This is a genomic window from uncultured Shimia sp. (assembly GCF_947498095.1).
In the GTDB taxonomy this organism is placed as follows: Bacteria; Pseudomonadota; Alphaproteobacteria; order Rhodobacterales; family Rhodobacteraceae; genus Shimia.
In genome coordinates this window covers 144,239-158,428 of the sequence record NZ_CANMJE010000002.1, presented here as the reverse complement: position 1 = coordinate 158,428, position 14,190 = coordinate 144,239, and the positions used below count along the sequence as shown (strand labels likewise).

Below are 14,190 nucleotides of genomic sequence, written 5' to 3'. Positions count from 1 at the left end.
ACCCGCTCCGTTGTTCTTGCAGTCTTTATGATCCGCATTTTGTCGCGACCGCAAGGGGGCGGTTGCACCACGCTGCAAGGCGGCATAGATTTGTGCCCAAGGGAGAATGCCAAATGTCCGATACGCGTCTGACCTTTAAGGAAATGTGTGCCAAGTTCGACGTGACGCCCAGAACGTTGCGTTACTATGAGTATATCGAACTGCTGCAACCCGACCGCGAGGGTCGCTCTCGGTTTTTTGGATCGCGTGAAGTGGCGCGTATGACGCTGATCATGCGCGGGCGTAAATTCGGCATCAAACTCGAAGACATCCGCCAGTGGCTCTTGATCTATGAACACGAAGGCACCGAAGCACAGATGCAGGCCTTTATTGAGATGGCAGACCGTCAATATACCGAACTGGAAGAGCAAAAACGCCAGTTGGAAGAGGGCATGAACGAGCTGAAAACGCTTCGTGATGAGACCGCCGAGGCCTTGAAGGCAACCGAAGCGGGGTAATTGCCCACCCAGTTTTTTGCTTGGCCTTGGAGATGAGCGCATGGACGGAAAGTCACCAAGCCCACTGCTGATCGTAGCCCTGTCTATCAGTGCGGCCATCGCCGCTTGGGGCATTTTGGATCCCCAAGGGTTGGGAGACCTCGCGGCCGCGGCGGTTGCCACACAATTTGACAGTCGCGGTTGGTTCATCATGCTGGAAACCAGCGCTTTGCTGGTTGTCGCCCTGTTTCTCGCGTTTTCACGGTTTGGCAACATTCGGCTTGGGCCGGACGATGCAAAACCCGAGTTCTCTACATTTGCCTGGATCGCGATGCTGTTTGCCGCGGGCATGGGCGTTGGGTTGCTGTTTTATGGCGCTGCCGAGCCCTTGACGCATTTTGAGCAGCTCCGACAATACACCGCTGATCCTCTGGCCGCTGGGTATGCCCTGTTTGTGACCTATCTGAATTGGGGATTTCACGCATGGGCGATCTACGGGATGGTCGGTCTGATCGTGGCCTATTTTGCCTTTCGCCGCGGTCGCACGCTGCTGCTGAGTGCCCCCCTGACTGACGCCTTGGGCCAAGCTGGTTGGGTAAAGGCGATGGGTTGGCTCTTTGATCTGCTGTCGATCGTCGCCATTGCCGTTGGCCTTGCCGGTTCGCTGGCGATGGGCGTGTTTCAGATTCAGACCGGGTTAGCCGGGCTGATCGGAGTTGACGACCCCGGCCTGCTTACAATTCCTGTGTTCATCGCAATGTGTGTCGCCTTTGTTGTTCCGCTGCGCCGGGACCTGGGGGACGGCATGGCCCGGCTCTCCAATGCCGCCATGATCATTGCCATCGGTTTGATGTCCTATCTGCTGATCCTTGGGCCGACCTCGTATCTCATGAACGGCATCGTGTCGGGATTTGGGCGTTATGTTTTTGGTGCCTTGCCAGCAGGGTTCTCAACCGCCGAATTCTTTGACGGCGCCGTGGTTGACTGGTTTCAGGATTGGACATTGAACTACATGATCTGGTGGTTGGCCTGGTCACCGTTTGTGGGGATTTTCATCGCGCGAATTTCGCGAGGACGGACAATCCGCGAGTTTCTGCTGGGCGTGATTGTCGCCCCTACCCTGTTTTCGATCCTGTGGTTCGGGGTGTTTGGCGGTCTAGGGTTCTTTGACGCGCTGCAAAACGACGGAGCCCTTTCGGCAGTCAACAGCGTGAACTTAGATGCGACGACCTTTGCGCTTCTTGAGAAGTTTCCTCTCGACGCGCTGACCCGGACAGTCACGGTCATCGCTGCGTTTTTGTTCGTTGTAACCAGTGTCGTCAGCGCCGGCTTTACGCTTGCGATGATCGGCACAGGTGGCGATGAAAACCCGTCACCACGTATCCGCACAATCTGGGGGGGGATCCTTGGCGCACTGGGTTTTGCGATGGTTCTGGTTGGCAACATGTCGTTGGTGCGTTCAATCATTGCGCTATCGGCCATCGCTTTTGTGTTTATCGTGCCGGTGCTGGTGATGTGCCTGTTGCGGTCCCTGCGTAAGGAGGCTGCACCATGAACAGTGAGTTGATTGACACGTTTTTGAACGTCACAGTGTTTGCCTATATCGGCTTTCTTGTCTGGCTTTGGCTTCGGCCGGACACCTGATCCCTGCCCGCGATCAAGCGCATTAGATCTGTGCAGATTTACCTTTGATTGGGCAAACCATCAAAAAGCCGTCACTTTACCTTCACGAACATCACGTAAACCATAAAGTGACGTAGCGTTTCACTTACGTCAACGTAAAGCTATGTTGTAATCCACAGATCAGTTTCCAAATGTCTGTGGACAGCACTGACGAGGTTGATGAGATGACCCACGACACAATGACCATCCGCGAGATGTGTGACGCGTTTGATGTAACGCCCCGGACCTTGCGGTTCTATGAGGCCAAAGAGCTTCTGTTCCCGATCCGCGAAGGCCAGAAACGCCTGTTTACCAAACGCGACCGTGGACGGCTCAAGCTGATCCTGCGCGGCAAGCGCTTTGGTTTTTCACTGGAAGAGATTCGCCAATTGCTGGACCTCTACGACATGGGCGACCAGCAAGCGACCCAGTTGCAGCGCACCTATGAGGTGGCGCAGGCCCGTCTGAAAGACATGGAAGAACAGCGCGATGAGCTGAACGAAGCCATCGACGATCTGAAAGAACAGCTGAAATGGGGCGAGAAAATTCTCGGCTCATTCAACACCACGAAAAAAGCAGCAGAATAATCAGGGAAGAGACTGATGCCGACCTATACCGCCCCCGTAAAAGACCTCCAGTTCGTTTTGCATGATGTGCTGAATGTCTCGCAATCCGACACCCCCGGCTATGATGAGCTGGAAGCCGATTTCACCAATGCTGTGCTAGAAGAAGCCGGCAAGCTGACCGGCGATGTGCTGGCCCCTCTGAACGTGGTCGGCGACCACGAAGGCTGCCGTCTGGAAAACGGTGTGGTTTATACGCCAACCGGCTTCAAAGACGCCTTTGAGCAGGTGAAAGAAGGCGGCTGGACCGGTCTGGACATGCCCGAAGAATATGGCGGCCAGAACATGCCTTATGTGCTGGGCACCGCTGTGGGCGAGATGTTCTCGTCTTCGAACCAGGCGTTCACCATGTATCAGGGCCTGACACACGGCGCGGCTGCCGCAATCCTGGCGCATGGGACCGACGAACAGAAGAACACCTATCTGCCCAACATGGTTTCGTGCGAGTGGACCGGCACCATGAACCTGACCGAGCCGCATTGCGGCACCGATCTGGGTCTGATGCGGACCAAGGCAGAGCCCGCCGGTGACGGCAGCTACAAAATCTCCGGTCAGAAGATCTTTATCTCGTCCGGTGATCACGACATGGCCGACAACATCATCCACCTTGTTCTGGCGAAAATCCCCGGCGGCCCCGAGGGCATCAAGGGTGTGTCGCTGTTCATCGTGCCCAAGTTCATCGTTAACGAAGATGGCACCCCTGGCGCGCGCAATGGCGTCTCAGTCGGCAATATCGAGAAAAAGATGGGTATCCACGGCAACTCGACCTGTGTGCTGAACTATGACGAAGCCACCGGGTATCTGCTGGGTGAAGAAAACAAAGGCATGCGTGCCATGTTCACCATGATGAACGAAGCGCGTCTGGGTGTTGGCATGCAGGGGCTTTCAGCCGCTGAAGTCGCCTATCAGAACGCCGTGGACTATGCCAAGGACCGCCTGCAGGGCCGCGCCGTAACTGGTGCCGAGAACCCCGATGGCCCGGCCGATCCGCTGATCGTGCACCCTGATATCCGCCGTTCACTGATGGACCAGAAGTCGTTTGCCGAAGGCGCGCGCGCGTTCATCCTGTGGGGCGCAACCATGATCGACGCAGCGCATCGCAAAGGCGACAAGGATGCCGACGGGCTGGTCAGCCTGCTGACCCCGGTCATCAAGGGCTTCCTGACCGACGAAGGTTACGACATGACCGTCAAGGCGCAGCAGATTTATGGCGGCCACGGCTATATCGAAGAGCATGGCATGAGCCAGTTCACCCGCGATGCTCGCATTGCGATGATCTACGAAGGCGCCAACGGCGTTCAGGCGTTGGATCTGGTAGGCCGTAAGCTGGGAACAGATGGCGGCAAACACGTGATGGCGTTCTTTGAGTTGGTCAAATCTTTCTGCAAAGACAACGGCGACGACGAAGTCTTGAAAGATTTCGTTGAGCCGCTGAAAGCCGCATCCAAAGACCTGCAGGCGGCTGGCATGTACTTCATGCAGAACGGCATGAAGAACCCCAACCACGCGCTGGCAGGATCAAACGACTTCATGCATCTCTTTGGTCACGTATGCCTTGGTTTGATGTGGGCCAAAATGGCAAAAGCCGCGACGTCACAACTGGCTTCCGGCACCTCTGACGCTGCGTTCTATGAGACGAAGCTGGCAACAGGCCGCTACTACATGGCGCGACGCTTGCCCGCCACGGCCATGCATCTGGCGCGCATTCAGTCGGGTGCTGACACAGTGATGGCTTTGGACGCGGAAGCGTTCTGAGACGAAGGCTAACACACTGAAAACAAAAGAGAGGACAGATGCCAAAACGTTTTAGACTGACCCGCCGTTTCAATGCAGCGATGACCGAAGATGGCTATCGTTCCCTGCGAAATTTCGCGCGCGAGGCGGGTCTGGACGAAGGCGAGGCGCTGTCCTTTCTGTTCGAAAATTTCAACGCCGTCACCGACGACGAAATGCTGGCCGTGAAACTGAGACAATTCAATTCCGAGCTTGAAGCGCGCAAGCGCTGATCCTTGGAACAGGAGAGACCCATGACATCTGCTTGGATGACCGACGAACACCAGATGCTGGCCGAAATGACGGCCAAGTTCATCAACGACGAATGGGCCCCCCGCTTCGACACATGGCGCAAACAGGGCGAGATGGATCGCAGCACCTGGAATGAAGCCGGTGAGCTGGGTCTTTTGTGCCCCTCTATCCCCGAAGAATACGGCGGCGTTGGTGGCGATTTCGGCCACGAGGCCGTGATCCTGATGGAGTCCAACCGCGCCAATCTGGCCAGCTGGGGCCACGGCATCCATTCGGGCATCGTCGCGCATTACATTCTGGAATACGGCTCGGAAGAGCAGAAACAACGCTGGCTGCCCAAAATGGCCACGGGCGAAATGGTGGGCGCGCTGGCGATGACCGAACCCTCGGGTGGCTCCGACGTCCAAGGCATCAAAACCCGCGCTGTGAAAGATGGCAACGCCTATCGGCTGTCAGGATCCAAGACCTTTATCACCAACGGCCAACATGCCGACCTGGTGATTGTAGCGGCCAAGACCGACCCCAAAGCCGGCGCCAAGGGCACCTCGCTGGTGGTGGTGGAAACGGCCAATGCAGAAGGCTTTTCACGCGGCCGCAACCTTGAGAAAATTGGCTGCCACGCGGCGGATACGTCTGAGCTGTTCTTTGACAACGTCGAAATCCCGCCGGAAAACATCCTTGGCGGCGAGGAAGGCCAGGGCTTTTATCAGATGATGAAGCAACTGGGCCAGGAACGTTTGGTCATTGCCTGCATCGCCCAAGGCTCGATGGAAGGTGCAGTTGAGCGCACCATCGCCTATTGCAAGGAACGCGAGGCCTTTGGTGGGCCGATCATACAGTTCCAGAACACCCGGTTCAAACTGGCGGAATGCCTGACCAAAACCAAGGTCGCACGCGCCTTTCTGGACGAGTGCATTTCAGAACTGATCGCGGGCAAGCTGACCGCCGAAAAGGCTGCAATGGCCAAGTACTGGATCACCGACACGCAAGGAGAAGTGCTCGACGAGTGCCTGCAACTCTTTGGCGGCTATGGTTACATGCAAGAATATCCCATCGGGGAAATGTGGGTCGATGCCCGCGTACAACGGATTTATGGCGGCACCAATGAGATCATGAAAGAGCTGATCTCACGCAGCTTGTAAGGAGAAAGAACCGCGATGCTGCACAGGGTCGAGAGTTCGGGATGCCTCCGGCGGGAGTATTTGGGCCAAAATGAAGCGTATGGCCCACTCTGCCACCCGGGTTCGGTCTGTCTAGGACGCACCCGAACGGGGCAGCAGAGCTTCACCTTGGGCGGCCATCGGCTCTCCAGCCTGTACCGCGCCCACGAGCCTAGGCCGTTAACCTTAAAGAGGTCTAAACCCCGGACTTCATTTTGGCGAAAATACTCCACGGGGGTACGGGGGTGTGAAACCCCCGCTGCGACAGCGACAATTGGGAGAGACACATGACCATCAAACTCTACTGCTTCGGCGAATCCGGACATTCCTATAAGGCAGCCCTTGCTCTGGAGTTGAGCGGATTGGACTGGGAACCTGTCTATGTCGACTTTTTCGCAGGCGAGACCCGCAGCCCTGAATACCGCGAGGCCGTTAATGCAATGGGCGAGGCCCCGGTTTTGGTTGATGGCGACTTCAAGACCAGCCAATCCGGCGCGATTTTGGCCTACGTCACAGAAAAATCCGGCAAGTTCGGCGGCAAGGACCATGCTGAGAACTACGAGATTTTTCGCTGGGTACTCTTGGACAATTCCAAGCTCAGCGCAGTGGCAGGTCCGACACGGTTCCTGATGAATTTCCTGCCCGAAGACAAACAGCCCAAAGAGGTGATCGCCTTTAATCAGGGCCGTCTCAAGGGGACCTATGCGATCCTCGACAAACATCTTGAGGGGCGCGACTGGATTGTCGGAGATGGCCTCACCAATGCTGACATTTCCTGCTGTGGATACCTGTTTTACGACGAACCCTTTGGGTTCAACCGTGCCGACTGGCCGAACATCGACCGCTGGCTTTCCAATATTCAAGCCCTCGCGGGCTGGAAACACCCTTATGACCTGATGCCCGGCAGCCCCGCTGACCGCGCCTGAATAGGAGAAGACTATGACCGAAGCCTATATCTATGACGCGGTGCGCACGCCGCGCGGCAAGGGCCGCAAGGACGGCGCCCTGCACGAAGTCACATCGGTGCGCCTGTCGGCAACCGTGCTGAACGCCTTGAAAGACCGCAACGGTCTGGACGGCCATGCTGTTGAAGACGTGGTCTGGGGCAATGTCACTCAAGTGAAAGAACAGGGCGGCTGCCTGGCCCGGACCGCGGTACTGGCCTCGGATCTCGACGAGTCGATCCCCGGTCTGGCGATTAACCGCTTCTGTGCGTCCGGCATGGAAGCCGTGAACCTTGCGGCCAACCAGGTCAAAGGTGGCGCGGGTGATGCCTATATCGCTGGTGGCGTGGAAATGATGGGCCGTGTGGCCATGGGCTCGGACGGAGCGGCGATTGCTGTCGACCCAACAGTGGCAATGGATCAATACTTTGTACCGCAAGGCATCTCGGCGGATATCATCGCCACCGAGTACGGCTTTAGTCGTGATCAGGCTGATGCATTGGCCGTTGAATCGCAGCGCCGCGCCAAGGCGGCGTGGGACGATAACCGTTTCGACAAGTCGATCATTGCTGTGAATGACGTGAGCGGTCTGCCGATCCTCGATCATGACGAATACATGCGTCCGCAAACCGACATGCAGAGCCTCGGCGCTTTGAAAGCATCTTTTGCCGAAATGGGTCAGGTCATGCCCGGTTTCGACAAGATCGCGCTGATGAAGTACCCGCATCTGGAAGAGATAAATCACATCCACCACGCGGGCAACTCGTCGGGCATCGTAGATGGCTCGGCCGGGGTGCTGATCGGCAACGAAGAGTTCGGTAAGAAATACGGGCTTAAACCGCGCGCGCGCATCCGCCAGACCTGTAAGATCGGCACCGATCCGACGATCATGCTGACCGGGCCTGTGCCTGCGACGCAAAAGATCCTTGCTGACAGTGGCATGAACATTGGTGACATCGACCTGTTTGAGGTCAATGAGGCCTTTGCCAGCGTTGTGATGCGCTTCCAGCAGGCCTTTGATGTCGACCCGGAACTGGTCAACGTTAACGGCGGCTCGATCGCCATGGGTCACCCGCTGGGCGCAACTGGTGCTATCATCATCGGCACATTGCTGGACGAGCTGGAGCGCTCGGACAAAGAGGTCGGTCTGGCAACCTTGTGCATTGCATCCGGCATGGGTGCAGCAACGATCATCGAACGCGTGTAAGGAGTTAAGGACATGAGCGATTTCAATCTCTCCGTAGACGCAGACGGCGTCGGGATCATCACTTGGAACACGGCTGGCAAGTCGATGAACGTGATGACGGAGCAGGCGTTTCAGGACTTGAACGCCATCATAGACACGGTGCTGTCAGACGACGCCATCAAAGGCGCGGTCATCACGTCTGGCAAAGAAGGCTCGTTCGCGGGCGGCATGGACCTCAATGTGCTGGCGGAAATGGGCAAACGCGGTGGCGACAACCCAGCCGCAGGCATGTTCGAAGGCGTGATGTCGATGCACAGCGTTCTGCGCAAGATCGAACGCGCAGGTATGGACCCAAAGACCAACAAGGGCGGCAAGCCGATTGCCTGCGTCCTGCCCGGCACCGCGCTGGGCATTGGTCTGGAACTGCCTTTGGCGACACACCGCATTTTCGCGGCAGACAATCCCAAGGCCAAGATCGGCCTGCCTGAGATCATGGTCGGCATTTTCCCGGGCGGTGGCGGAACAACCCGCATGGTGCGCAAGATGGGCGCTATGGCGGCCTCGCCCTTCCTGCTGCAAGGCAAGATGGTTGACCCCAAGAAAGCCAAAATGGCGGGTATCATCGACGAGGTCAGCGCAGACCCGATGGCGGATGCCAAGGCCTGGGTTCTGTCCGAGCCGAAGATTGTCAAACCTTGGGACGAAAAGGGCTATAAGATGCCTGGTGGGGAACCCTATCACCCTGCAGGGTTCATGACCTTTGTCGGTGCCAACGCGATGGTGCATGGCAACACATGGGGCGTCTATCCAGCGGCCAAGGCGCTGCTGAGCGCAGTCTATGAGGGCGCGATGGTGCCGTTTGACACGGCGATCAAGATCGAAGCGCGTTGGTTCACCAATGTGCTGATGAACCCCTCGTCCTCAGCCATGATCCGGTCCTTGTTCATCAACAAGGAGGCACTGGAAAAGGGCGCGAACCGCCCCGATGTACCCGATCAACGCGTCAAAAAGGTTGGCGTGCTGGGCGCGGGCATGATGGGCGCTGGTATTGCTTTGGTTTCGGCCAAGGCGGGTATGGATGTTGTGCTGATCGACACCAACCAAGAGGCAGCGGATCGCGGCAAGGCCTATTCCGAGAGCTTCATGGACAAGGGCATTAAGCGCAAGAAGGCCACCGAAGAGCAAAAGACCGCGATGCTGGCGAAGATCAACGCCACCACCGATCTGAACGCATTGTCGGACGTGGACCTGATCATTGAGGCCGTGTTTGAAGACCCTGCCGTCAAAGCCGAGATGACCAAAAAGGTCGAAGCGATCATCCCTGAGGACGCGATCTTTGCCTCGAACACCTCGACGCTGCCGATCACCGGTCTGGCCGAAGCGTCTGTGCGCAAGGAACAGTTCATCGGCATCCACTTCTTCTCGCCTGTCGAGAAGATGGCACTGGTCGAGATCATCAAGGGCCGCGAAACCGGCCCTCGTGCGGTCGCCAAGGCGCTGGACTATGTGCGTCAGATCAAGAAGACGCCAATCGTTGTGAATGACGAGCGCTTCTTCTATGCCAACCGCTGTATCATTCCCTACATCAACGAAGGTGTGATGATGGCTGGCGAAGGCGTTGCGCCGCAGCTTCTGGACCACGCGGCTCAACTCTTGGGCTTCCCTGTCGGACCGATCCAGCTGGTCGATGAGACTTCGCTTGATCTTGGCGCCAAGATCGCCAAGGCCACGATGGCGGCGATGGGCAATGCCTATCCAAAGTCGATTGCCGATGACGTGACCTTCTGGATGGTTGACGAGGGCCGCTTTGGTCGTAAAGCCAAGGCCGGGTTCTTTGACTATGACGAAAAAGGCAAGCGTCTGGGCTATTGGAAAGGCTTTGCCGACAAGTTCCCGCAGTTGGAAGAACAACCAGACGTGACTGAAGTTCAGCACCGCCTGATCTTCTCTCAGGTTCTGGAAGCGGTCCGCGCGTTGGAAGCAGACGTGCTGGAAGACATCCGCGAAGGCGACGTGGGCGCGATCCTGGGCTGGGGCTTTATGCCTTGGTCGGGTGGTCCGTTCTCGTGGTTGGACATCGTTGGGGCTGCCTGGGCTGCCGAGAAGTGCGATGAGCTGACCGCGAAATACGGTGAACGCTTTGCTTGCCCGCCGCTCTTGCGTGAGATGGCCGAGAAGAACCAAAGCTTCTATGGCCGCTTTGGTCAGCAGGCCGCCGCAGCCTGATAGCTTTGCAGCGCTCTAAAATTAAAACCGCCCGGAAGAAAACTTCCGGGCGGTTTTTTAACATGCAGCGCCTGTCCGGTGGGGGGGGGGGATTCAAGCGGTCGCGTAGTCTGCATAATCCGGGATATAGGTCATTTCCAATAACCGGATCGCGGCCGCCATGGGCAGCATGTTGTAATTTCCTGCGGCGCCGAATTTCGGCAAGATGCCCGCGCTCAGTCCCCAGTGGGACTGACAGAACATCAGTGCGCCGTGGTCTGCAAAAACCATCTGGTCCTCTTCAAAGACCGGCAGCACAACTTCGACAGTTCCATAGGGTTCGTGGCGCTCAACCCCTTCCAGCACTTCAAGCGCTGCGGCGGGGATCACCGCATAGGGATCACCCCAGCGGTCACTGATATCGTCACTTTCGATCAAAACGCCCTGATGCGGCATGACCAAAAGATCGTTTTGGTTGCCGATGGTCTCGGCTTCGACCAAGAGCGGCCACAGGGCTTCGGGACATTGATCCAGACCACTCCAGACCTCATCACGCAGAACCGCGGTGACCCGCTGCATTCCACCATCAAATGTCAGAACCTCATCTCCGGCGCGCAGGGTCTCGGCGGGTTGCCAGCCAGCTTGCGTGGCGACTTGTGTCCCCTCGACAATCCCGCAGCCCGCTCCCAATAACACTGGGTCGCGCAGAGCTTGCGTGGGTGCCACCGGTCTGGTGCGTGTTTCAGTTGTAGGTGTCCATCCAAACATTTCTTTCCCCTGAGCGTCTGGCGGTGGATTTAGCAGCAAGTTCATTTGTTTAAATTTGTAAGGATACCTTTGGCCTGAAATGAGGTCTTTTTGGGGCAGTGTTTCCAATGTTCGCACAATGGCATTTCCATAGGGGAATTGGCCTCAGATCAGACGGAAATACCGCCGCAATTAAGCGGCTCGAATCGTCAGGCTTACTTTGAGCGAATTGCGATAATCACGCCCGAAGCGGCGATCATGGCAATCCCGATGGCTTGCAATCCATTCACCCCCTGTCCAAACAACAGAAAGGCAAAGACCGGCCCGAACAGCATCACCGAGTACTCAAAGACGGCGACGTTTGTCGGCTCATCCATCTGATAAGCCCGGATAATCAGAAAAACCCCCGTCAAGGACCCCACGGCTTGCAAAAGGATGTAAGGCACGATGGGCCAAATCTCCCAGGATGGCGACCGGGTCAGGAAATCCTGTTGCTCTAAAGGTGTAATGCCAAGCAGCAGTGTCGCCAGCCCGCCAACCACCCACATGACGGCCATATTGGTCCCCAAAAGGGCTAAAGCGCTTTCACCAGCACACCAGCTACGGGTGGCAATGGACGAGACGGCATAGAACAGTCCCGCAGCCACAGGCATCAGCATCGAAAGCCCAAAGCCGTCGGTCCCCGGTTGCAGCACCAACAAGATGCCTGCAAACCCGATGAACACAGCAGCGATGCGCCAGGGGCCAATGCGTCGCCGCATAAAAACAAGGTTGATGAGCAACACCCAGATTGGCGAAGTGAACAACCCGGCAAGCGCCTGCGTGATCGGCATCAGGCCGAGAGAGCCAAAGTAAAGCACCATGGCGCAGGTGATGATTGTGGCGCGCGCCAGAACCGGACGCCAACGAACCGCCCAAAGCGTTCCAAGGCCAACTAGGGACATCAGGATCAGCAAAGGAAACATCACCGTTGAGCGCATCCAGATGAACTGCCAGACACTGACGTGCGCCGAGATTTCACCAACAAAATTGTCAATGAACCCAATCGTGGCCATTGCCGACAGCATCGAAAGCGCGGCAGCGACAGGACGGTTATTGACGCTTGCGGTCATTTCTGCCTCTAATTGTCTGACAATTGTCGGTTCCGCACTACACGAGGGGTAACTGACATGAATAGTCTGTCGTAAAGCGACATGAGCCGCAGAATCAAGGGAGGGATTTGATGGGCTGGATGGTTGATGAAACTGGGCTGGACAAATGCGCGGCAAATTTCGTGCCTTTGACACCGCTGTCGCACTTGCGTCGGGCGCGTGATGTTTTCCCCGATACCCTCGCGGTCAGCTATGGAAAGCACCGCAAGACCTATGCCGAGTATTACGAACGTTGCACTCGTCTTGCCTCGGCGCTGATCGGATTGGGGGTTCGCCCCGGAGACGTCGTTGCCACACTGATCCCGAACCTGCCGGCACAGGCCGAAGCGCATTTCGGCGTCCCGGCATGTGGCGCTGTTTTGAACACGATCAACACCCGGCTGGACGTCGACACCGTGGCCTACATCTTTGACCACGGCGAGGCCAAAGTTGTGCTGGTCGACCCGCAGTTCATGGACACGGTCAAAGCTGCGGTTGACGCGATGGAAGGCCCCAAGCCGATCATCATCGAGGTCGCCGACGATCAGGCGGGCTATCACGCCAGCGGGTCCTACACCGACTATGAGGCTCTGCTGGAAACCGGCGATCCAGCGTTCGACTGGATCATGCCAGAAGACGAATGGGAAAGCCTGTCGCTGAACTATACCTCGGGCACCACCGGGCGGCCCAAGGGCGTGGTCTGTCACCATCGTGGGGCATACCTCATGACCATGGGCACAGTGGTCAGCTGGCGCATGGTGCTGCACCCGGTCTTTATGGCGATTGTGCCCCTGTTCCACTGTAACGGCTGGAACCACACGTGGATGATGCCAATGATTGGCGGCACGCTGGTGTGCTGCCGCGATATCACCGCGCAGGCGATCTATAACGCCATCCACTACGAAGGGGTCACGCATTTCGGTGGCGCGCCCATCGTTCTGAATATGATCGTCAATGCATTGGATGAGGAACGACGCACTTTTGACCACACGGTTGAGGTCTTTACCGCAGGCGCCCCCCCTGCCCCAGCGACCCTTGCCAAAATCGAAGACCTTGGATTCAACGTCACGCAGGTCTATGGGCTGACGGAAACCTATGGTCATGTCACCGAATGCCTTTGGAAAGACGACGAGTGGGGAGCCCTCGACAAGCCTGAGGTCGCAACCATCAAAGCACGTCAGGGCATCGCCTTTCCGATGATGGAACACATCACCGTCATGGACGAAAACATGGCGCAAATTCCGATGGACGGAAAAACCCAAGGTGAGATTGTCATTCGCGGCAATTCGGTGATGAAGGGGTATCTCAAGAACCCCGAAGCCACGGCGGAAGCGTTCAAGGGCGGCTATTTTCATTCCGGTGACATCGCACTGCAACATCCCGACACCTATGTGCAGATCGCCGATCGCGCCAAGGACATCATCATCTCGGGTGGCGAGAACATCTCGTCCGTCGAGGTCGAAGGCACGCTGATGGCACACCCGGCCGTGTCAATGGCAGCAGTGGTGGCCAAGCCGGACGACAAATGGGGCGAAGTGCCCTGTGCCTTTGTTGAACTGCTTGAAGGGCAATCCGCAACCGAGGCCGAGATCATCGCCTTTTCCCGCGAAACTCTTGCCGGCTTCAAGGCGCCGAAACGCGTTGTGTTCCAAGAACTCCCCAAAACGTCCACAGGCAAGATTCAGAAATTCGAACTGCGCAAAGTTGCGGCAAAACTCTGAAGGATTGGGGCTCTGTCCCCGCCCCGAGCACGCTCGGACCTCCCCCGGGATACTTAAGGCCAAAAGAAGCAAGGGGTTGTTAACCTTAACGATCTACCCTGTTGGCGCGGTACAGGCGGGGACGCCGATGGCCGCGCCTGAAGAAGCTCCCTGACCGTCAGGTTGGGGAGTACTCAGGTCTTCTTTTGGCCCCAAATATCCCGGGGGAAACGGCGTCTTTGCCAAAAGACGGCGAGGGGGGCTGGCCCCCTTCTTCCACTCATTGCCCCATGGGGGCGTCCCATGTTACGGTTTGGTCAAACAGAGGCAGA

Annotated in this window: 12 protein-coding genes; 10 read left to right on the top strand and 2 right to left on the bottom strand. The window is 57.2% G+C overall.

The window, feature by feature from the left end:
• Positions 1 to 113: 113 nt before the first annotated feature.
• The 9 genes from Q0932_RS03920 (at position 114) to Q0932_RS03880 (ending at position 10,302) form a co-directional block, all read left to right on the top strand.
• Complete coding sequence (locus Q0932_RS03920; protein ID WP_299349884.1) at positions 114 to 497, top strand: MerR family DNA-binding transcriptional regulator; 384 nt, start codon at positions 114 to 116, stop codon at positions 495 to 497.
• 40 nt (positions 498 to 537) lie between these two features.
• Complete coding sequence (locus tag Q0932_RS03915; protein WP_299349883.1) at positions 538 to 2,031, top strand: BCCT family transporter; 1,494 nt, start codon at positions 538 to 540, stop codon at positions 2,029 to 2,031.
• 292 nt (positions 2,032 to 2,323) lie between these two features.
• The gene (locus Q0932_RS03910) at positions 2,324 to 2,725 is read left to right on the top strand and encodes a MerR family DNA-binding transcriptional regulator (RefSeq protein ID WP_299350624.1); all 402 of its coding nucleotides are present in this window, start codon (positions 2,324 to 2,326) and stop codon (positions 2,723 to 2,725) included.
• 15 nt (positions 2,726 to 2,740) lie between these two features.
• Positions 2,741 to 4,516: an acyl-CoA dehydrogenase C-terminal domain-containing protein gene (locus Q0932_RS03905; protein ID WP_299349882.1), complete on the top strand. Its 1,776-nt coding sequence runs from the start codon at positions 2,741 to 2,743 to the stop codon at positions 4,514 to 4,516.
• A 38-nt stretch (positions 4,517 to 4,554) separates the two neighbouring features.
• Positions 4,555 to 4,767, top strand: a complete 213-nt coding sequence (locus tag Q0932_RS03900) for a hypothetical protein (protein ID WP_299349881.1) — start codon at positions 4,555 to 4,557, stop codon at positions 4,765 to 4,767.
• 21 nt (positions 4,768 to 4,788) lie between these two features.
• Positions 4,789 to 5,928 (top strand): acyl-CoA dehydrogenase family protein, encoded by a 1,140-nt coding sequence (locus Q0932_RS03895; protein ID WP_299349880.1) that lies wholly within the window; start codon positions 4,789 to 4,791, stop codon positions 5,926 to 5,928.
• A 305-nt stretch (positions 5,929 to 6,233) separates the two neighbouring features.
• On the top strand, positions 6,234 to 6,872 hold the full coding sequence (locus tag Q0932_RS03890) for a glutathione S-transferase (protein WP_299349879.1): 639 nt from the start codon (positions 6,234 to 6,236) through the stop codon (positions 6,870 to 6,872).
• 13 nt (positions 6,873 to 6,885) lie between these two features.
• Positions 6,886 to 8,097, top strand: a complete 1,212-nt coding sequence (locus Q0932_RS03885; protein WP_299349878.1) for an acetyl-CoA C-acetyltransferase — start codon at positions 6,886 to 6,888, stop codon at positions 8,095 to 8,097.
• A 12-nt stretch (positions 8,098 to 8,109) separates the two neighbouring features.
• On the top strand, positions 8,110 to 10,302 hold the full coding sequence (locus Q0932_RS03880) for a 3-hydroxyacyl-CoA dehydrogenase NAD-binding domain-containing protein (protein WP_299349877.1): 2,193 nt from the start codon (positions 8,110 to 8,112) through the stop codon (positions 10,300 to 10,302).
• Between the two features lie 93 nt (positions 10,303 to 10,395).
• Here Q0932_RS03880 and Q0932_RS03875 read toward each other — a convergent pair whose 3' ends face one another.
• The gene (locus Q0932_RS03875; RefSeq protein ID WP_299349876.1) at positions 10,396 to 11,049 is read right to left on the bottom strand and encodes a Hint domain-containing protein; all 654 of its coding nucleotides are present in this window, start codon (positions 11,047 to 11,049) and stop codon (positions 10,396 to 10,398) included.
• Positions 11,050 to 11,243: 194 nt separating this feature from the next.
• Positions 11,244 to 12,140 carry a DMT family transporter gene (locus Q0932_RS03870; protein ID WP_299349875.1) on the bottom strand — a complete coding sequence of 299 codons (897 nt, stop codon included), beginning with the start codon at positions 12,138 to 12,140 and terminating at the stop codon, positions 11,244 to 11,246.
• A 110-nt stretch (positions 12,141 to 12,250) separates the two neighbouring features.
• Here Q0932_RS03870 and Q0932_RS03865 point away from each other — a divergent pair, with 110 nt between their 5' ends.
• Positions 12,251 to 13,879: an AMP-binding protein gene (locus tag Q0932_RS03865; RefSeq protein WP_299349874.1), complete on the top strand. Its 1,629-nt coding sequence runs from the start codon at positions 12,251 to 12,253 to the stop codon at positions 13,877 to 13,879.
• The last annotated feature ends 311 nt before the right edge of the window (positions 13,880 to 14,190 follow it).